13 protein-coding genes, 1 tRNA gene and 1 other RNA gene are annotated in these 19,449 nt (G+C 60.4%); 5 read left to right on the top strand and 10 right to left on the bottom strand.

Annotated features, from left to right (window positions below; all coding sequences use genetic code 11):
• Positions 1 to 44: 44 nt before the first annotated feature.
• The 3 genes from NMAG_RS10575 to NMAG_RS10565 all read right to left on the bottom strand — a co-directional run bounded on the left by NMAG_RS10575 (position 45) and on the right by NMAG_RS10565 (position 3,045).
• Positions 45 to 1,079, bottom strand: a complete 1,035-nt coding sequence (locus NMAG_RS10575; protein ID WP_004267261.1) for a histone deacetylase family protein — start codon at positions 1,077 to 1,079, stop codon at positions 45 to 47.
• A 6-nt stretch (positions 1,080 to 1,085) separates the two neighbouring features.
• Positions 1,086 to 1,517: a histone gene (locus NMAG_RS10570; RefSeq protein ID WP_004267262.1), complete on the bottom strand. Its 432-nt coding sequence runs from the start codon at positions 1,515 to 1,517 to the stop codon at positions 1,086 to 1,088.
• 64 nt (positions 1,518 to 1,581) lie between these two features.
• Positions 1,582 to 3,045 (bottom strand): single-stranded DNA binding protein, encoded by a 1,464-nt coding sequence (locus tag NMAG_RS10565; RefSeq protein WP_004267263.1) that lies wholly within the window; start codon positions 3,043 to 3,045, stop codon positions 1,582 to 1,584.
• Positions 3,046 to 3,482: 437 nt separating this feature from the next.
• Between NMAG_RS10565 and NMAG_RS10560 the strand changes: the two genes are divergently transcribed.
• Together NMAG_RS10560 and NMAG_RS10555 are read left to right on the top strand one after the other, a co-directional pair.
• Positions 3,483 to 3,555, top strand: a tRNA-Arg gene (locus NMAG_RS10560).
• Between the two features lie 663 nt (positions 3,556 to 4,218).
• Positions 4,219 to 4,470: a HalOD1 output domain-containing protein gene (locus tag NMAG_RS10555; RefSeq protein ID WP_004267264.1), complete on the top strand. Its 252-nt coding sequence runs from the start codon at positions 4,219 to 4,221 to the stop codon at positions 4,468 to 4,470.
• Positions 4,471 to 4,599: 129 nt separating this feature from the next.
• Here the strand turns inward: NMAG_RS10555 and rnpB are convergent.
• Positions 4,600 to 5,043: RNase P RNA component (gene rnpB, locus NMAG_RS17465), an RNA gene on the bottom strand.
• Positions 5,044 to 5,330: 287 nt separating this feature from the next.
• Between rnpB and NMAG_RS10550 the strand changes: the two genes are divergently transcribed.
• Positions 5,331 to 5,930 (top strand): TIGR00296 family protein, encoded by a 600-nt coding sequence (locus NMAG_RS10550; protein WP_004267265.1) that lies wholly within the window; start codon positions 5,331 to 5,333, stop codon positions 5,928 to 5,930.
• 106 nt (positions 5,931 to 6,036) lie between these two features.
• On the opposite strand, the gene NMAG_RS10545 is transcribed toward NMAG_RS10550, so the two are convergent.
• From NMAG_RS10545 to NMAG_RS10535, 3 genes are all read right to left on the bottom strand, one after another.
• Positions 6,037 to 7,197, bottom strand: a complete 1,161-nt coding sequence (locus NMAG_RS10545) for a nicotinate phosphoribosyltransferase (RefSeq protein WP_004267266.1) — start codon at positions 7,195 to 7,197, stop codon at positions 6,037 to 6,039.
• Between the two features lie 124 nt (positions 7,198 to 7,321).
• Positions 7,322 to 9,100 carry an Hvo_1808 family surface protein gene (locus NMAG_RS10540; protein ID WP_004267267.1) on the bottom strand — a complete coding sequence of 593 codons (1,779 nt, stop codon included), beginning with the start codon at positions 9,098 to 9,100 and terminating at the stop codon, positions 7,322 to 7,324.
• A gap of 31 nt (positions 9,101 to 9,131) precedes the next feature.
• Positions 9,132 to 10,928, bottom strand: a complete 1,797-nt coding sequence (locus tag NMAG_RS10535; protein ID WP_004267268.1) for an Hvo_1808 family surface protein — start codon at positions 10,926 to 10,928, stop codon at positions 9,132 to 9,134.
• Positions 10,929 to 11,041: 113 nt separating this feature from the next.
• Between NMAG_RS10535 and NMAG_RS10530 the strand changes: the two genes are divergently transcribed.
• Together NMAG_RS10530 and NMAG_RS10525 are read left to right on the top strand one after the other, a co-directional pair.
• Entirely contained in the window at positions 11,042 to 11,623 is a 582-nt protein-coding gene (locus NMAG_RS10530) for a cysteine hydrolase family protein (protein WP_004267269.1), read from the top strand.
• Between the two features lie 185 nt (positions 11,624 to 11,808).
• Positions 11,809 to 12,795, top strand: coding sequence for a transcription initiation factor IIB (locus NMAG_RS10525; protein ID WP_004267270.1), 987 nt, complete (start codon positions 11,809 to 11,811; stop codon positions 12,793 to 12,795).
• A 58-nt stretch (positions 12,796 to 12,853) separates the two neighbouring features.
• Here the strand turns inward: NMAG_RS10525 and NMAG_RS10520 are convergent, their stop codons facing one another.
• The 3 genes from NMAG_RS10520 to NMAG_RS10510 form a co-directional block, all read right to left on the bottom strand.
• On the bottom strand, positions 12,854 to 16,882 hold the full coding sequence (locus NMAG_RS10520) for an LAGLIDADG family homing endonuclease (protein ID WP_004267271.1): 4,029 nt from the start codon (positions 16,880 to 16,882) through the stop codon (positions 12,854 to 12,856).
• A gap of 129 nt (positions 16,883 to 17,011) precedes the next feature.
• Positions 17,012 to 18,784, bottom strand: coding sequence for a zinc ribbon domain-containing protein (locus NMAG_RS10515; protein WP_012996647.1), 1,773 nt, complete (start codon positions 18,782 to 18,784; stop codon positions 17,012 to 17,014).
• On the bottom strand, positions 18,777 to 19,403 hold the full coding sequence (locus tag NMAG_RS10510; RefSeq protein WP_012996646.1) for an IS607-like element ISNma20 family transposase: 627 nt from the start codon (positions 19,401 to 19,403) through the stop codon (positions 18,777 to 18,779). Before NMAG_RS10510 ends, NMAG_RS10515 begins: the two co-directional genes overlap by 8 nt.
• Between the last annotated feature and the right edge of the window lie 46 nt (positions 19,404 to 19,449).

Below are 19,449 nucleotides of genomic sequence, written 5' to 3'. Positions count from 1 at the left end.
GATTGTCAAGGAAATAATACGGAGGGGACGATTCGCTAGAACAGCTACAGGCCACTATCGGCATCTAACTCGTGCTCCTCGAGAACCGCCTCGAGTGCGTCTTCAACTGCCTCGTCAATCTCCTCGTCGTCGTCCGGCCCGAGCGGTTCGCGGCCGTCGAACGTCTCGTGGACGATCGAGACGCTGTCAGCGAGCACGTCGAGCCCGTACCCCCCTTCCAGAATAAACGCAAGCGGTGCATCCAGTTCGTCGGAACGGGTTCGAACGCGGTCGGTCAACAGCGCGTAGGCCTCCGTCGAGAGACGAATTCGAGAAATTGGGTCGTGGCGATGTGCGTCGAACCCTGCGCTGATGAGGAGAAGGTCCGGATCGAACGACTCGAGTGCGGCCGTAATCGGGCCGTCGAACGCGGCGAGGTAGCCAGCGTCGCTCGTTCCCGCGGGCATCGGGATGTTCATCGTCGTCCCTGCACCGTCACCGGAGCCGGTCTCCTCGACATCGCCGGTGCCGGGATACAGGCCCTGTTCGTGGATCGAGACGAAGAATACGTCGTCGCGGTCCTCGAAGATGTCCTGCGTGCCGTTGCCGTGGTGGACGTCCCAGTCGAAGATCGCGACGCGGTCGACGTCGTACTCGTCGTGGTCGAGTGCGTGCTGGGCGGCGATCGCGACGTTGTTTGCGAAGCAAAAGCCCATCGCGTCGTCAGGGACGGCGTGGTGTCCCGGTGGTCGGCCGATCGCAAATGGCGTCTTGCGACCTGAATCGCCCGCGAGGGCAGCGTCGACGGCCCAGCAGGCCTGCCCAGCACTGGCACAGATCGCGTCCCAGGTCTCCTCGACCGCCGTCGTGTCAGGGTCCCAGTTCCCGCCGCCGTCCTCACAGAACTCCTTGACCGATTCGATGTAGTCGCGGTCGTGAATCGCTGCAATGTCGTCGATCGGACAGGGGTCGGCCTCGACGTACTCGACGCCGTGTTTCTTCTTCAGGCGCTCTCGAATGGCACGCAGCCGGTCTGGCGACTCCGGGTGGCGCGGACCGGGATCGTGTGCGAGGCAGACCTCGCTGTAGCCGAATTGCATCTGCTGTCACTCGAACAGCGAGAAGTACGTCTCGATGTCGTCGTCGATGATCGTGCGTCGGTCTGCGTGGTGTGCGAGAATCGCTGCCGCACCTGCTACGTTGTCGGCGTAATCCTCGAGAATATCAGCGAGCGCGACGCGAGCGTCCATCGAGACACGGTACTGATCGTCAATCTCCAGTCTGGCGATCCGGTCGACCGGTGCGACCGGTAACTCGAGTTCGTCCTTGTCGACGACGGTTTCGACGCCGAAGTCGGCGGCCATCAGCGTCTTTCGGCCGTCGTCGGTGGCGCATTCCGCGGCGTCGATTGCGAGTTCGCTCCCGTGGTTCTGGATCCGGGCTGCGAGTTCCTGGGACGCATCGGCACTCACCCGAAGCTCGCCCGCGTTCCGCCGGATAATCGTATCCACGGGGGCGAACGGGAGTTCGACGTTCATACAACCATAGGTGAAGCTAACGCCCTTAACGCTTTTCCTCGCCGCTTCGCAGCGCGAGGACTGCTTAGAACACGTCGTTTGCATCCAGCCGGCCGTCCCGGACGACGCCTCGTGCAGTGACTTCCTCACCGAGGCCCACGTCGACGTCGGTGTCGACGCTCATCGTCGTCTCGCCGTCGTCGAGGACGACCGGGCTGCCAGCCTGGACGACGACGCCGGTGAATTCGGTTTCCTCGCCGTCGTCGGCTGCAGCCGCATCGCCGTGTTCATCGGCTGTTGTTGTCGCGGCCGTGTCAGCGCCACCACCGCTTGTCGCGTCAGCTGTTTCAGAGCCACCGGACGCATCGCCGGCAAACGCACCGAGTCCCGCGTTCTCATCGCCACCGCCGCTCTCATCGCCGCCCGTCGTGCGCTCGGAGTCGGAATCGGACTCGAGTACCGTGATTGTCGACTGCCAGCCTGCGGAGGCTTCGAGGTCGTCCTGCCAGCCGTCCTGAATTTCGACGTCGCCGAGTGCGACTTCGTCGCCGGGTCCGATGTCGATATCGGCCTTCTCGCCCCAGAGCGCGACACGAATGTCGCCGGTCGCGTCCTGGACCCGGATGTTCCGGACCTGTCCCTCGGAGCCGTCGTCGCGGTCGAACGTCCGTTTCGGGTCCGCCGAGCGGACGACGCCGGCGAGGTCGACCTCCTGTCCGATTTCGATGGACTCGATAGACGTACTCTCCGGGACGTATTCGACCTCGGCGTCGACTTCTTCGACCGCGCCACGGTTGCCGACGTGGAGTTCGAGACTGCCGTCGCGTTCTTTGACGTAGCCGTCGACGACCTCGACGGTCGTCCCGGCCTCGATTTCGGTCGCGAGATCGGCCTGCTCGTCCCACAGCGTCACGCGGACGCGGCCGGACGAGTCACCGAGGACGAGATTCGAAACCTTCCCCTCGGAGCCGTCGTCGCGGTCGAACGTGCGGACGGTGCCGGTATCCAGAACCAGTCCGACGAGATTGACGTTCGAGAGACCGAGTGAAAGGCTCTCGACAGTGTGTGTATCCGAAACCTGCACGTCGACCTCGGTATCCGGATCCGGTTCGACTTCGTCGACGCTGACCTCGACACCGCTGAAGCCGTCCTTTGGCCGGCCCTTGATTCGGAGCACCTGGCCCTCCTCGAGTTCCCCGAGTGCGGCCTCCGCGTGTTCGTCCCAGAACGCTGCGCGCACGGAACCAGTTTCGTCGGCGACTTCGACGTTGACGACCTGTCCGTCTTCGTCCTCGCCGTCGCGTTCGAAGGTGCGGCGCTCACCGATCGAGAGCACCTTGGCGACGAACTTCGCCACCTCCATGCTGGGTTCGATATCGGCGATACCGCCGACTTCGCTTTCACCAATTTCGTGGGCGATTAGCATCGCCGCGGTCTCCTCGTCCGCGAGCCCCCCCATCTGCTCTACTTTTTCTTCGACGGCCTCGCGAAACTCTTCGAGAGAAACGTCGGCCTCGAGATCCTCGTAGACGCCCTCGATATCGCTCATTCTATGCTCGTGCATGCGTAGCCCGCGCATAAGCGTTATCCATTCGATGTGCACGCGTGGGCTGTCGTCCGCGGCGGTGTCTGCTCGACGTGACGAGCGTATCACGTTCGCCGGGATAGTCGGGTACCTCAAACGGACTGACTGTCTCGAGTGTCCCACGCGCGCCGGGCGTCACTCGAGTCCAAACCGTATCGATTTCCTGCTTCATCGTGATCACCACGTATTGGGTCTATCATCCTATATGAATGTTGAGCCGGGCGTCGATCAGGGTTGGTACTCGAGTACAGGTGTTCGTGCTGCCGCCAGCGCGTTTTACGGTGGGTTGAAACGCGGAATGGCGTCGTGGGAGAGTAAGACAGGCACAATCGGCCGAAACAGGCCCGTTCGCCGGTCGCTTTCGAAAGGGCTTTAATGTCCACGCGGCTACGAAGAGATGAGTCCTGATAGGGTAGTGGACTATCCTCTTGGCTTGCGGAGCCAGGGACCGGAGTTCAAATCTCCGTCAGGACGCTCACTTATCGCGGACGCTTCGCATTACTCAGCGTCCGCTTTTGCGTTCGGTCCTGACGTGCCCAACGCTCGCTACCGCTCACGTTGGACTCCGTCAGGACGTTTCTGACGCGACAACATCACGAGCGACGCGTAGCGTCGGGAGTAGCTGTCGCGTCAAAACGTATCCGGAGATTTGAGCAGACAAGTTGCAGCCCGGAACGGCGCTTTGCGCCGCACGCCCGGAACATCTTGGCGAGTTCAAATCTCCGTCAGGACGCTTACTTATCGCGGACGCTTCGCATTACTCAGCGTCCGCTTTTGCGTTCGGTCCTGACGTGCCCAACGCTCGCTACCGCTCGCGTTGGACTCCGTCAGGACGGTTTTCCGAACACAAGCGTGAGAACGGTGGCCGAGCCTCTCGTAGCTGCTGTGAGTAGTATGACCCATACTAGATATCTGCTGTGTGAGTAGTGAGCCCAGCTGTCGTTGCCACCAGAGTCTGATTCTGGGGTTGATGGTGCTCACTTGAATTTGAATTATTTCCATTGGCTATTTCCCAAACTGGGAGAATGAGTGCGAGATTTAGATAGTTTTTTATGAGACGATGTGGCCCATCTTCCAAGAAGTGGGATGGATTCGAAAGTACACCAACGGACAAACTCGACTGCGGGATCAACAGCAATGGGACAGCACGACTACGATGTCGATCACACCGCCTCACTCGCGGTGATCAACGCAGTTTCGGCTGTTGCCGACCGCGACCCGACCGAACTGCCACCCCTGTACGAGACGATTGATCCGGATGCACTCGATGCGCTGCTCTCAGAACAGACCGAAACCGGCGTTCGGCCGGAGGTTTCGTTTAGCTACGACGGGTACGCGGTAACGGTCGTTCGAACCGAAACACAGCTCTCTGTTGAAGTGACAGAGTAGCGCTGGCGTACCACCCGTTCTTCGACTGTCGGTTCGTCACTCCGCTCAAAGAATACAGACAGCGAGTCGCACAAGCGAGCCACCAGACACAGGGTATACCTATCGGTACAGGGTGTAAGACGGTGAGAGGAGTAAGCCCCCTTCTGTTCATCCCGGCATTCGGCTGAGCGTCCGCGCCGTCGCGGCGAGGCCGCGGTGTTCGGGCTACCACGGCGCGGACTTGCACCGGTGAGGGTTCGCCGTTCCATCGATCCTCGGCCGTCTCCGTGCGGTCGGTTACGACGTGCGCAACCCGCGGTTTCGAACCGCGATCGATCGACCACACGGGGCTCGACGGCTCACGCCGTCTCGCATAAGGTGACTTTCGCGCCGGAGGCGCTCTGAGTCGCCCTCCCTCTGCGGGTCAGCTCCCCTTCCTCTCGGTCGGGTTCGCGCGCATCATCGGTCAGGCCGAGACGTGTCGTTTCTGTTCCAGAGCCAGCGGTCTCCCGCTCCGGACTTGCGTCCGGTCACCTGCCCGAACAGGTGGGGGGACTTTCCTCGCGAGCGTTGCGCGACTCGGAGAGTCGGGCAACGGTAAGAGCGCTGGGCAACCCAGAGGGTTGGCCAACGGTCAGCGCGGGACACCCCAGCGGGGTGGCCCGCGTTGTACAGCCATCCTGTTACCAGCATGGCCGCCGCGGCAGCCAGGCTCTCTCTCCACCATTTCTAGGTGCTACTGGTGAATAAGTCCCTCGGTCGAACCCGCAGCCGACTGTCGATACTCGCAATACATGTCACCAGTAGGATGATACCACCCGGTGGTTTGACGGTCGAAACGAATGGAAGCGTTTTAGGACGACTGTCTCATGTACACGTGTATGTCCCAGGGACAGGGCGTCAACCTTTCCTACGAAGACGGTGCACGAGCGGTTGAACTCGCGCGTGAAGCCGTCGAATCCTACGTCGAACATGGCCAACGAGAACAACCAGGCAGCATGCGCGAGAGCTTCTACGAGCGAACTGGTGCGTTCGTTCGTCTCGAGTCCACTCGCGGTCGCGGCAGCCTGCGCGGCTGCGCCGGCGGCTACCGCTCTGGTGAGCAACTCGGTCACGTCATCGTCGATGCAGCGATCGAAGCCGCGAGCGAGGACTCCTGTAGCTCCGAAGTGAGTCCCTCCGAACTACCGAATCTCACAGTCTCGGTCTGTACGGTCAAGAACGTCGTCCTCACCGACGACCCGCTTGCAGATCTCGAACTCGGCACGCACGGGGTTGCCATCGACGGCGGCGAGGGCGGCTGGCTCTACCCGACAGTGCCCGTCGAAAACGGCTGGAGCAAACGTGAGTATCTCGATCGAACCTGCCGCAAGGCCAAACTCGCCCCCGGTGCCTGGCAGGACGACGACGTTGTCGTTACACTCTTCGAAGGGCAAGTGTTCCGCGAGCGCGAAGCAGACGGCAGTATCGAAGAGCTCTAATCAAACGAATTCTGCATCGATTCTCGTACTGGTCAAAGAGTGAAGTCAGGATCGAGAGCGCGTATTCTCAGATTCTACAGACCAACAAACACAACAGCGGGTCAAATCAGATATTCTGGTCGCCGAAGCTAACCGCCTCGGCGTCGGCCAGACACCGTTCACTCGCCTCATCGAGGTCGAACTCGCGGACGAGTTCGCCATCGCGGACGAGTGGTTCGAGTAGCGCCGTCGCATCGGCAGGCGCCTCGCGGTCAGCCAGCACAACGTGGTGACCACCAGCTGCGGTCCGGTACACCTGCTTCACACCGGAAAGTTTGCCGCGCTTTGAGATCGGTTCGCCCTCTATTTCGACGATATCCAGGCTGAAGTCGACCGAGTCGGCACTGGTGATGTGGCTGCCAACGCCGAAGCCGTCCGCGACGTCTCGCAGTTCACGCATCGAGTCAGGACCGATCCCGCCGCTGCAGAAAATATCGACGTCCTCGTATCCCCGTGCGTCGAGTTCCCAGCGAACTTCACGGATAATGTGACGGAAGTCGCCGCGTCGTGAACCCGTGGTGTCGATTCGAACGCCGTCAAGGTCATCGCCGAGCGTCTCTGCGGCCAGCAGACTCTCGCTCTTTTCGTCCCAGAACGTGTCGACCAGTGCAATCCGGGGAACGTCCGCAGCAACTGCCTCATCGTACGTCTCCCAGGCCTCGGCCTGGTTCCCTTCGCCGAAGCAGAACATGAGCGCGTGGGGCATCGTGCCGCCCGCCTCCCGGTCGAGAATCTCGCCCGCTGCAACGTGCGAGAAGCCATCGAGTCCAGCGAGCAACGCCGCCCGCTCGACCGTCGCCGCAATCGACGGGTGAACGTGGCGCGCACCGAAGGAGAGGACGGTCGACTCCGGTGCAGCCAGTCGGGACTCGAGTGCTGCCGTCGCGAACCCACTTGGTTGAGAGAGAAAGCCGAGCAGCGACGTCTCGAGTTCGGCGAACTCGAGGTAGGGGCCCTCGATTCGCATGACTGGGCCGCCATCGAACAGGTGGCCGTCAGGCAGCGCGTCGACGTCGACGGCGCGGCCCTCGAAGAGCGTTGCGACGTCTCTGACGCCCGTGAAGACATCGAACGACCCAGTCGGGAACTGGTCGGCGGTGACCTCGGCGACGACGTGAGGGTTCTTCCCGGCGTACTCGAGTGTCGACCGGGTGCGGTCGAAGTAGGCGTCCGTCGCGGTCCCCTCGAGAATTGCCTCGTCAGGGATGGTTCCGAACGGGTTTGACATAGCGTCGATTTCCTGCGCGGAGCCAAAAATCTACCCGTCTCCGGTCGATTTCGGCGTCGTTGTGGCGGACATTTGTACACTGGCAGCGAGCGTGCGGGGAGAACGACTGACAGAAGAGCGTGGATTACGGCGCGGCTGGAACCGGACTCGCGGACGGTCCTGTGTTACCAGCAGTGGAAGCGGACGGAGGAGCAGCGATCGCTGTGGATTCAGGTATCGGTGTGGGGACTGTGTCGTGGACGGACTCGAGTGCTGCCGTCGTCGGTGCGCCGACGATAGTCACCGTGTCGTCGGAAACCGAGACGGCGTAGCCGCCGGCGAACGGGTCATTGTCGGGGATGTGGTGAACGGTTTGCTGGGTGGCTGTAGGGGAGGTTGTGTCCTCGAGCGTTGCGCCGTGGGTGGCGAGGAGGGTCCGGTAGGCGTCGGCGAATGTGGTTGCCTCGTCGGGGCTGTCCCAGGTGAGTTTCCAGACGAAGGCGTGCTGTGAGTCGTCGTTTTCATGGTTGTCGTCGCGCTCACCGCTGTCATCGTCGTCACTACCGCCGCTCTCGTCCTCGTCCTCGTCCACGTCCACGTCAGTGTCTGTGTCTGTATCTGTATCTGTGTCTGTGTCTGTATCTGCGTCTGTGTCTGTATCTGCGTCTGTGTCCGCGTCCGCGTCCGCGTTCACCTGTTGATACACCTGAAACGTATCGCCTTCCCAGCCGTCAGTTTCGGGTGCCGAGTAGTTGTACGGCGAGTGCTCGGGTGCGCCCGCGGCGAGCGGGCGATCAATGACGCCGTTGGCCCACAGCGTTGCGAACAGCGTCGCCTCGCCGACGGTATCAGTTCGCGGTTCGTCGCTCTCGCCGCCGACTGTGATCGGCTCCCACGCCGCACTGGAGCGGTCGGGAACGTCGACGGTGACCGGTTCGCCGTCGGGATAGCGCTCGGGATCGATCAGTTGTGCCGTGCTCGTCGGCCGATCGTCGTAGGCCGCGTCGACAGCGTCCCAGCCACCGCGCTCGTGGAGGCTGGCGACGAACTCCGGTCCCATGGCGTAGGGAGCGTAGATGGAGAGGAAGAGTCCGGGGTTGATCTCGTTGGCGTCGGTATCGGAATTGGCCTCGTCATCGTCATCGACATCGGCTTCACCCCCAGTGCCATCGGCTGCGTCAGGAGTAGACGCATCCGTCGGAACGGTGGCATCGAGACACTGCCACTGCTCGCCACAGCGCTCGTCGTACAGCTCCGGCACGTAGTTCGCCTCCCCCTCGATCAGGCCGAGTTCGGCACGGCGCTCGTCGAGCGTCTCTCCCTCACGTGTGAGGCCGAAGTGCTGATCCTGCAGCGCGTGGACGAGCTCGTGCACCAGCGTATCCCGGTCGATCCGGACGCCATCGTCCGCTACGTCGGTGACGATGACAATTCGGTCGTCAGTGTAGTACCCCTGTACAGCCCCAGCGTAGAGGGCGTCGAGTTCCTGATTCACGTCTGTCTCACCGTCGACGACGAACGTGCCACGCCAGAACTCGTTGACGAACGGCGACGCGGTGCCGGAATCGCCGCGTTGCTCGCGGTACGTCTCACGGGTGATTACCTCGAGTTCGACGTCGTGCTCGAACCGCAAGCCGCGGATGACTTCGATACGAGCCATCGCACGATATTTAGCCTGCTCGAGTTCGGTCTCGGTGAGGTCAGCAGTGGCCCCCTCGTCGAACGCAAACCTGTCTTCGGGTGAGTACTCGCCGAGGTCGCCGTACTCGCGGTCAGTGCCGAACTGGTCTGGCGACGCTGGAAGCGTACACCCCGCAAGAACGACGAGAAAGAGCACAGCGACGAGCCCCAGCGGCAGACTTCGTACTCGAGTACGCAGCCCTCTGCCGACCTGCTGGGAGTTCGACCCCTGTCGCTTCGTCATCGAGTCTCGGTTTTGCCTTTCGCCGGTGCAATCAAAGCTTCGTCGGCTTTTCGCCCGCCACAGCCACCCGGCGTGCGCCGTGCGAGCCCGAAACGGGTGAGAGTGAGTCGATCCGTGGCCGAGCGCGTGTTCTGAGGATGACGAGCCAGCCACCCGTTGCTGCGAGCGCGACGGACACGAAGACGGCCGTCACCGTTCCGAAGCCAGGATCGAGCCCCGCGAGTACGGCACCCTCCTGGTCGTCGGTAGTACTGGCTGTAGTTGCGTCAGAATCCGTCGAGTTCGATCCAGCCGGCTCCGCACTCCCCGGGACAGCGCCTGGGTCGATTGCATCGAGGTCGTCGACGGTCGGTGCGCGGACGATGGTGACCGTCTCATCGTCCTGCTCGACGTGGTACGCACCGGGGAAGCCGTCGTCGATCACGTAGGTATCCTGCGAGTCATCGACCGACTCGCCATCGTACAGCGCGAGTAACTCGAGATAGGCGTCGGCAAACTGCGAGGCGTCCTCGGTCGAGGTCCACTCGGTCTGCCAGACGTAGCCGGTGTCGCCGACGTCGACGTCGGCATCGTCAGCAGTCTCCCCGTCGTTCGTCGCGACGTACGTTACCAGTTCGTCACCGGCCCAGCCGTCGGTGATGGCGTGATCGAACTCGTATCCCATCTCGGAGCCAACGAAGTCAGCGCGGTCGATCACGGTCGGCCGCTGGGGGTCGAACGCACCGCCTGCAAACATTGCGACCATCCCCGCCTCGCCGACAGATTCGCTCGCAACATCGTCGTCCAACTCGAGTTGGGTCCACTCGTCGTTCGATTGGTCTTCGACCTCGATTGCAGTTGGCTCCCGGTCGTCGCCTGGGCGGATCACTTCGGAACTGCTCGCGGGTGGGTCGTCGTAGGCTGCGTCGACGGCGTCCCAGCTATCCTGTTCGAGCAGGTAGTCGACGTAGTCGGGACCGTCGTCGTAGGGCTGGTACATGGTGAGATACAGCCCCCAGTTGAGATCGTCCGGAGCGGGTGGGATTCGATCCGGCTGAAGACAGTCCCAGTCAGCCTCACATCGCTGTTCGTACGCGGTGTCGACCCAGACCGCGTCGCCCTCGATGAGGCCGTTTTTGGCGTTATCCTGATCGATCGTCTCGCGGTCGTAGCTCCGGAGATCGAAGTGCTGGTCCTGGAGGGCGTGGAGTAACTCGTGGCCCAGAACGACCTCGTCCAGTTCAGGAGTGTCGGGGTTGTCCGAGACGAGGACGATTTCGTCGGTCGCTGGATCGTAGAAGCCGTCCACGGCACCGCCATAGAGCGATTCGAACGCATCTGTGGCGTCGGTCTCGCGGTCGACCATGAACAGCGCCTCGTAGTTGACGTTCTGTTGCAGGTGCTCGTCACCGGTCACGTTCGCGAACATGTCACCGTGCTCCGCCTGATACTCCTCGCGAGAAATGACGTCGACGTCAGCCTCGCCCTCGAAGGTCAGGTTACGGATGAGTTCGACACGCGCCATCGACCGGGCGACGACAGCGTCCAGTTCGTCTGACTCCACGACAGCGTCGTCCCGGTCGTCGACTGGTAACTCGTCGTCGTACCAGTAGCCGTCGACGTAGCCAATAGTCTCAGTTGTCGCCGGATCGTCCGGCCGGTCCTCCTGTGGGACCTCTGACTCGAGTCCGTTCTGTTCGTGGTCGCCGGCACCCGAGTCCGAATCAGGGCCCGGACCCGGATCGTCGCCCGGCGAAAAGATAGCGACACCGCCGATCGCCGCACCGAGGAGGACGAGTGCTGCGAGGACGGCAAGACCCGCCGTAAGTTGCGTTCGCGTCGGATTCATCAGGGATAGCTTGTAGCTGCCAACCTGTACGAAAGCAACCGTAAAAAGACCGACGGTCGGCCGAACGGATCTCCGCCGCGAACGTTTTGACAGAAGCGTTCGTACCATCACATATGTCCGTCACACTGGAACCAGACCGTACGGCCGTGATCGTCGTCGACATGCAAAACGGGTTCTGTCACCCCGACGGGACGCTGTACGCGCCCGGCAGCGAGACAGTCATCGAGCCAGCCGCTGAACTCGTTGACCGCGCTCGCGACGCAGGCGCGCGCATCGTCTACACCAGAGACGTTCACCCACCAGAACAGTTCGACGGGGCATACTACTACAACGAGTTCGAGCAGTGGGGCGAACACGTCCTCGAGGACACCTGGGAGGCCGAGATTGTCGACGAACTCGAGGTCCACACGGAGGACCACGTCGTCGAAAAGCACACCTACGACGCCTTTTATAATACTGAACTCGAGGGCTGGCTGAACGCTCGCGGAATTGACGACCTGGTTATCTGTGGCACGCTCGCAAACGTTTGCGTACTCCACACTGGCGGAAGTGCCGGTCTGCGAGACTTCCGGCCGCTCATGGTGGAAGACTGTATCGGTGCGATTGACGACGAGCACCACGAGTACGCCCTCGACCACGCCGACTGGTTATTCGGGGAAGTCCTCACGGGCGCTGAGATCACATTCAGCTCGTAACCCGTCCAGACACTCCACCGCTGTCAACCGCTACCCACGCAGTACCACTCCTGCTGCCGGTATGCACGACTACCGACCGTTGCCATCGTAGAGTGTTCTCTCCTCGACCATCGTGTTATGTTTCCAATTATTCGATTGTTTTAAATATAAGACAGTCCCCAGAACAATACGAAGCGATATAAGCAATGGAGAGCAACGATTCGCCGACCCGCTGTCCGGAGTGCGATGGAGTGCTCCGGGAGCGAGGAACGGAAACGCTCTGTGAAGACTGCGGCGTCGTCGTCGACGACGATCCAATCGACCACGGTCCCGAATGGCGATCGTTCGACGACGATCCGACCGACCGCCGCCGAACTGGTGCCCCACTTACACGCTCGCGACACGACCGAGGCCTCTCGACGAACATCGGCTATGGGTCCGGCTCGCAGTTCGACCGCAGCACTCGTATCACCGGCCGGAAGCGCCGCCAGATAACTCGCCTCCGGCGTGAACACACCCGCTCACAGATCCCGACGAAAGCTGCCTACAATCAGGTCCGCGCGTTCAACGAGATCAAACGCATCGTCGCTCGACTCTCACTAACCGAGGCCATCCACGAACAGGCCTGTTCCCTGTTCGACTCCGCGCAGTCGGAAAACCTCTTACAGGGACGGTCACTCGAGGGGTTTGCCGCCGCAACTGTCTACGCGATCTGTCGTGTCCATTCGCTCCCGCGGACGATCGACGAAATCGTTGCCATCGCCTGCGCGGACGAAGCCGAACTCAAAGCCGCCTACGCCGCCCTCAATCGCGACCTCGGACTCGAGACTGGACCGATCGATCCCAGCCACTTCCTCCCACGGTTCGCCTCAGAACTCGACCTCGAGATGCCCACCGAACGACGCGCATACGAACACGTCACGGCACTCAAGGAGGCAAACCAGATCTGTGGCAGCAACCCAAGCGGCGTCGCCGCAGCCTGTCTCTACCACGCTGCCGGTGAACGCGATTCGTGGCCGACCATCACGCAAGTCGCAGCCGCCGATGTCGCAGATGTCGCCCCCACAACGGTCCGGGCGACAGTCAAAAAACTTCGTGCACTCGAGACAGAGTCAAAGTCGGAGACAGAGACAGAGACAGAGACAGAGACAGAGACAGAGACAGAGACAAAGGGGGAATCAGCACCGGAGTAGTCTCGAACGGTTCGACTGAATGGAATCGGTGGCTGTGAGAGCAGCCGAAGCCGATTCGTTACGTCGTCCGCAGATTATCCGTACTCGGCTCGTAGACCTCGCCTTTCTGCTTTAGCTTCTCGATTTCGTGCTCTGCTTTCGAGTGATCCATACCGATCTCCTCTGCCCGATCCATGACGATGTCGACCGGCGCACCGTCGTCGTACTCCTCTTCGATATCGCTGATTAGCTGCTTCAGGTTCTTGATCCGGTCGCGCTGGGACTTCGAAGTCCCGGCTTCGACGATGTCGGCGTCGAACTCACCCGTTTCGGGGTCGACACCAACATCCTGCAGGCACGAGCGGACGATTTCGATGACCCGGTCTGCGTCGGATTGCTCGACCGTATCCGAGAGTCGGACACGCGCACTCGCCTCCGAGAGGCGAACGAGCGCCTCGAGCTTTCGGGCCGTAACGGGCACAGCCGCATCCTCATCGGTCCCCTTCGAGCGGAGATTGACGTAGAAGTCCCGGATCGACTCGCGGGCCTCCTCGGTCATCCGCGGGTGACAGTTCTGCTTGGAGAAGGCGATATACTTCCGAAGGAGGTCGGCGTCGATCTCCGGGTCAACCTGCTCGGTCATCTCCTCGATTTCCTCCTGGCTGACGTCGAGGTTGGTCATCTGCTCGCGCTGAGTGGTTAGCTCACCCGCGTAGTTGGTTGTCAAGATGTGTTCCGCCAGATTGCGGTCTTTCTCCTCGTCTGGCGTGTCCGTGACGGTGAAGATCAGGTCGAACCGCGAGATGAGCGCCGGTTCGAGGTCGATCTGTTCACTGATCGGTTCGTACTGGTCGAAGCGGCCGTACTTGGGGTTCGCCGCACCTAGCAGCGAACAGCGGGACTTGAGGGTGGCGTTGATCCCTGCCTTGGAAACAGAAATTTTCTGCTGCTCGAGGGCCTCGTGCATGGCAGAGCGGTCTTCGGAGTTGTGGACAACCATGCCGTTGGCGACGAAGTTGTGCGTGCCCTCGACCGTGAGGTCGTATACTCTTGGTTGATCACGTCGGTCGATTTCCTGAAGAAGCTCCGAGATTCGACGACGCTTCGCATTAAGTAGTTCTTCGCAGACGGATCTAACGGCCTCGAAGTTGTCAACATCTACGGTTCCAGAGAACCATCGTGAGACGGTCGACCCTGCGACATCCATCTCCGCAGCGACCTGCTGGAATGAGATGCCATACGTTTCCAGTCGAATTCGGAGTTCATCCCACGTTTCAGCCGAGTTCTCTGTTTCGATCAGAGACCGAGCCGACTCACGAACTGAGTCGACGGTTTCAGCACCGATTTCATCAGCAAGGCGTTGTTCGAGAACCCGTACTCTGGCATCGGTGTGCTCTCGTGAATCGATTCGTCGAATAGTTTCGACGCGCCGCCACTTTACGTCGCTCTCGATTAACCCTCGAAGCGGATCGAGATCGACTGAAGCCGGGGTCTCGAGCAAGTCGCGAAGTCGATATCGAACTTGTTCTTGGAGTTCAAAATCACCACCCCACTGGGCCGAGAGTTGTTGCTGTGAGATTGACATCTCGGCAGCTAACTCCTGCTGGGAGATATGATATTGCTCCCGAAGTTCAGCAAGTCGTTCCCAGGACGCCTCAGATATAAGCTCACTATAGTGTTCTTTCGCAGCTAATTTCCGATCTTCGAACGCTTCGAGTATTGGTCTTGAGAGACGGAGAGACGCATTTGCGTCCCCGTTTTCGAAGTTGCAGTAAGTTGAATCATTTTCGAGGCCACACTCGGATTGATAGAGGCGAAGTGCTCCCCGCGCCTGTTCAAACAGCTCACCACACTCCGGAAGTACGTCGAGAATGGTCCGGTCTCCTGTCGTCCGTTCGCAGGCACGTTCCAACGCGCGGTGTTTTCGTTTAAGTGTAAATCCGATGGAACGCTTGAACGCTTCCAGCGATTCGCGGGACGTGATTGCAAGAATGAACAGATCGCGTCCGCCATCTCGAGGTCGTGTCTGGATCTGGCTCGAAATTCCGAACTCGAGGAGCAACATTTTCGTTCCGAGCAAGAGTTCATAGCTCGATGAAAAGAGTTTGACAGCGCGCTTGTCAACTGTTCCCTCCGAATCCGCGAGCGCACGAATAAAGGCAGATTTCGTCTCGCGAGACGCGCTTGTTACCGCCTCCGGGAGCCGTTTTCCATCGTAGTTTTCGAGGTTCGCACCTGAATCGAGGAGTTCGTCGACGTACTGTTTTCCGTGTACTCGAACCGTCTCGACACCGTCAGCTCGTTGTTCGCTCGGATGGCGAACAGCCTGGGTACTGAACGCGTTCGTACACGTCTCTTCGAAGTCGCTCAGCAATTCTTCCTCGTTGTTCGTAAAGCGGAAGCCATAGCACCCCTCGTCACGGTCATAGAAGATATTGCCATCACCGGCGATATATCCGAGGATCGCGCCGTGCGAAGGAGATAGTCGATTCGTTTCCGTTTCGGCGTCGGCTGATGGGAGTACGCTGACTCCGCCATCGGCCACTGTCGCGGGAATCGTGTCGGGAACAAATATCCAATCGTTTTCGTTCAAATCCTGTGCCTGGCGTTCCTCCCGGTTGCCCTCGTTCAGAACGAAGAACGGGTGATCGGCTGTCGTTGTCAGTTGTTCCCCACTCTCTAGCGTAATCTCGTGAAGTTCATCAGGTGCGTCGTACTCGTGGATCGCTGAAACGTCGCGCTTGACGATAGATCCATCCTCTGTCATCGTCAAGACATCCACATCAACGTCCCGGATCGTTCGCCCGTTCTTGAGTTCTTCAATTGAACCACTCGGTACCGCTTCGTGTGCGAGTTCACGGATCGGCTTAATGCCGTCACCAGTATGAACCAGTGTGTCACCAGTCACGCACCGCATCTTATCGAGTTCGTCAACCGCCGCAATTCCCTGATCGGCGAGGACCAGCGCACCGGCCTCGAGTGTCCACTGTTGGCCGTCGCCGAAGTCGTCTCTCACAGCCGCAGCGGTAAGTCCCGCCGAGGACGACCCCTTCCCGGAGGTGTAGACGGATCGAGGCGCGATATTCTGGATATAGCCAATCATCTGACTCTTTCCGGTACCTGGATCCCCTATCAGAAGCATATGCAGGTCGCCACGAATTCGGGACCCGTCGGGGAGGTGCTTCGTAACGCCGGAGAACAACTGGAGGGTCATCGCGAGCTTCTCCTGATCGTAGCCGTAGATGGAGGGCGCGATGGAACCGACCATCTTCTCGTAGACATCGTCCCGATTCGAGATTTCGTAGATTCGCTTCTTGTCCTCGTCGGTGATGTCCATGTCCTCGAACTGCTCTTCGTCGATGTCGACGGACATCCCCTCCATGTAGAAGTCGAACACCGGCGTCTTCTCGCCCTGGTTGCTCTGCTGTTCGAGTCTGAGCACACCCGTCGCAGAGACGTGGTCGCCCGGCGTGACCTCGCCGGTAATGTCGTCCTCGACGTGGACGTCGAGCGCCTGCGGCGTCTCGCCGCCGCGGAGTCCCTCGGGGCTCTCCTGAATACGGAGCTTCTGGGAGTCGACGAACTCGGACTGGTCAAAGTTGACCTTGAACGGGCCCTGGCGTTCACAGCCCTGGCACTCGTGGGGTTCCTGAAAGTCGCCGCTCGACTGCGGGACGCGGCTGAGCGTGCCACAGAGCTGGCACTCGAAGGCTGCTTCCTCGATTTTCGGACGGACGTCCGTCGCCTTGCGGACAATGCCGTGGACCTCGACCAGCGAGTTCATATCGCGCGCGCGAATCTCGCGGATCTCGGGCGTTTCCGTCTCGGGCAGGTTCTTGATGCGGACGTGGGCCTGTCCGAGGCTGACGTCGATTGGCAGGTCGTAGAGCCGCAGCGCCTCTTCGGCGTAGCGCTGGAGTTGTTCAGGCTGGGCCAGAACATCGTCGGCCAGGTCGGGATCGAACCGGTAGAGGTCCTGCCAGTCGACGTGAAGCGAGCGCTGCTCGTTGGGATACTGCTGCGCAAGCTGCTTGATTTCGTTGTCGTAGTAGTTGCGGAAGAACTGCTCGAACGCGTCGACAAGTTCAGAATTTCCCGCTTGCGCCATTGCACTGTCCTAAGTTCGCCATCGGGTATAAATGGTCGCAAAGCAGACCGAAACTGAAACGGGAGTCTGTGTGTGGCCGCGTGTCGCGTTTTCGTTCACCGTAGCGCAGCCCGTTCACCGTTCCAATTTTCAGTAGCTTTCAGTAGGACACCGTAAGAAACGGGTACACTGTTGGACGACTGGGCCGCGTCCATCACTCCCATCCGCATTCGACTCGGGCAAGGCGACAGCGGGTGCTATGACAGCCGACCCACCACCAGTGGTCGCCGCTGCCTGTTCAGGTTCGTAGGCGACGATGCCAGATCCGAACGTGAGCCGCGTGCCAGCGTCAGAACTCGCTTCTGACGAGGATCGCAGTCCATCGGACTGCTCACCAGCGGAACGGCCAGCTAGCACGATTTCAGAATCCCCCGTGTAGGAGGAGGTGAAACCGTGGTCTAGCTCGTCCGTCTCGCTGAAGAACACGCGAGCTACGTTCAGTGTCCCGATGTAGTCCCGGTCGCCCTCGAACCCACACCGCGCGTTGTCACACCGGAAGTGCCCGCCCCACCAGTGTTCTTCGTGGTGGTCGGGTGACTTGCAGGTGTGGCCGGTTGAGCCACACCGGGGACACGACCGACTTGTTCCCTGTGGATAGACTCGCTCAACAGCGAGACCGGCACACTCTGCCCGATATTCGATTTTTTTGATGATGTCCCGCCGCGCCCACGACGACAATTCCCACGACAACGTGCCTTCGTCACTCGGCGGGGAGAGCGACCGCAAGTCCTCGTGGACGATGGCGTCTACGTCGTAGGCGAGTGCAAGTGCGAGAACTTGGTTTGCGACGTCGTGTGTTAGTTGATCGCGCTTGTGCTGGATCTTGCTGTTCACTCGCTCGTACTCACTGTGGATGTGGGCGAACTCGTCAGTATGCGAGCGAGCGCCACGGCGCAACGCGGCAAGGCGGTCGTTCAGGCGGGTACGTTCGCGGTGGAGTCGTCGCATCTTCTCGCGGTCTGTGAACTGGATGAACTGTGGCGTGGATCGTTGCTCGCCATCGTCTGTGGCCACCACGACAGTCATGTCTTTTCGCATCCCGGCGTCGAGCGCCAGTACGCAGTCTGTGCCGTCAGTCGTCTCCGCGTGGTCGACTTCGACGGGGAAGGACAGTTCGTAATAGGTGTCACCGGTCTTTCGGCGAGCGGGCTGAAACTCGGGAGCCGAGAGATCGCCGTGAGCGAGGAGGTCATGAAACGCCTCGTAGCCGTCACGCTCGTACTCCGTCCACGACCAGTCACCTCGTGTCTCCGGCGACAGCGTGTCCGGTGTCTTGAGGCGAATGGTCAGCGTCTCACTGTCGGCGTCATACTGGTATTTGACGGCTTGGCCGCTCGTTGGGCCGTCGTCCGCAGAAAACGGTAGCACGCCGCTATCGTACTCTGGACAGTCCTGCAGTTCGAAATACGTGGCAGGATGCGTGCCATGACGGTCGCAGTAGCTGGTGAGTTGGTCGATGAGGATGTCCACGTATCCCGACGAGAGGTAGTCACCGTCATCCCAGAGTTGTTCTTTGATGCGACGACGGTGGATGCGTCGGATTTTGTGGGCGGGCAACACGCTTTGGATGGACTGAAAGGCGTCTCGCTTGTCGGCGTGACTCCGGAGCGTTTCCCCGACTTTCTGCAAGATGCACCGTCGAAACCGCGAGGGGAGATACAGGCCGAGTTCGTCGAACGGTTCGTGTTCATCGAAATATTTCCACGCTTGATGCGATGCGTCAGCAATCCCGTCAAGATGGGCTGGCGTCCAGTGGTCTTCGAGGACATGGTTGGCGACACGACGGGTGAGTGTTGCCAGTCGCCCGAATCGGTTGTCCTCCTCGTCTGGCAAGCGAATTGGGAGTGAAAGGTGGTCACTCATCGGGTTTTACCTCTGATTCGACGGTATTGACGACCTGTTGTTTTTTCGATGAGCGCATCCCGTAGAGTTTGCCGCTGAAGCTGGCGACGAGCTTGATAAGGTCGTCAACGAGTTCTTCCTGTGCAGATTTGTCCGTCTCGTCTTCGATGACGGTGACTGTGACGCCGTAGCAGTCGAAATACCGTTTGAGATACGAGGACCCAAAGCGAGTGAGTCTATCTTCGTAGGTGACGAGAATGCGTCCGTAGTCGGCTTCCTGTAGGTCATCGAGGAGGGAGTTGAGGCCACGGCGGTCTTCGTTGAGGCCACTGCCAACGTCGGTATAGGTGTTTTCGACGCTCCAGCCGTGGTCGTGAGCGTAGTCTGTGAGTCGGTCGAGTTGGTGGTCGAGGTCGCCGTTGTCTTTCTGGCCGTGGCTTGAGACGCGGGCGTAGAGGGCAACACGGTCTGTTGGACGAGTGTCGCCTGCGAGTCGGCGGAGTTCTCGGTGTGGAATCCGACGTTCGCCGCCGGGTGTTCGGGTGTAGTCGAGATCGTCGTTGCGACACCAGCGTTTGACGGTCTGGGGGTGAACACCGAGTTCGTCCGCGAACTCGCCAATCGAGTACGACCGCGGCATCCTGATGTTACTGGTTACTACTGGTAGATACTTATAGATACTGAAT

Source organism: Natrialba magadii ATCC 43099 (assembly GCF_000025625.1).
GTDB lineage: Archaea > Halobacteriota > Halobacteria > Halobacteriales > Natrialbaceae > Natrialba > Natrialba magadii.
Note: the sequence above shows the minus strand (reverse complement) of the source record. Positions and strands in the feature narration are given on the sequence as shown.

Bases quoted from the DNA above. Each gene is read 5' to 3' on its own strand.
- NMAG_RS10525 (WP_004267270.1), top strand. From the start codon at position 11,809: ATGGAGAGCAACGATTCGCCGACCCGCTGTCCGGAGTGCGATGGAGTG.
- NMAG_RS10540 (WP_004267267.1), bottom strand. From the start codon at position 9,100: ATGACGAAGCGACAGGGGTCGAACTCCCAGCAGGTCGGCAGAGGGCTG.
- NMAG_RS10520 (WP_004267271.1), bottom strand. From the start codon at position 16,882: ATGGCGCAAGCGGGAAATTCTGAACTTGTCGACGCGTTCGAGCAGTTC.
- NMAG_RS10555 (WP_004267264.1), top strand. From the start codon at position 4,219: ATGGGACAGCACGACTACGATGTCGATCACACCGCCTCACTCGCGGTG.
- NMAG_RS10535 (WP_004267268.1), bottom strand. From the start codon at position 10,928: ATGAATCCGACGCGAACGCAACTTACGGCGGGTCTTGCCGTCCTCGCA.
- NMAG_RS10575 (WP_004267261.1), bottom strand. From the start codon at position 1,079: ATGCAATTCGGCTACAGCGAGGTCTGCCTCGCACACGATCCCGGTCCG.
- NMAG_RS10565 (WP_004267263.1), bottom strand. From the start codon at position 3,045: ATGAGCGATATCGAGGGCGTCTACGAGGATCTCGAGGCCGACGTTTCT.
- NMAG_RS10550 (WP_004267265.1), top strand. From the start codon at position 5,331: ATGTCCCAGGGACAGGGCGTCAACCTTTCCTACGAAGACGGTGCACGA.
- NMAG_RS10545 (WP_004267266.1), bottom strand. From the start codon at position 7,197: ATGTCAAACCCGTTCGGAACCATCCCTGACGAGGCAATTCTCGAGGGG.
- NMAG_RS10570 (WP_004267262.1), bottom strand. From the start codon at position 1,517: ATGAACGTCGAACTCCCGTTCGCCCCCGTGGATACGATTATCCGGCGG.
- NMAG_RS10515 (WP_012996647.1), bottom strand. From the start codon at position 18,784: ATGAGTGACCACCTTTCACTCCCAATTCGCTTGCCAGACGAGGAGGAC.
- NMAG_RS10510 (WP_012996646.1), bottom strand. From the start codon at position 19,403: ATGCCGCGGTCGTACTCGATTGGCGAGTTCGCGGACGAACTCGGTGTT.
- NMAG_RS10530 (WP_004267269.1), top strand. From the start codon at position 11,042: ATGTCCGTCACACTGGAACCAGACCGTACGGCCGTGATCGTCGTCGAC.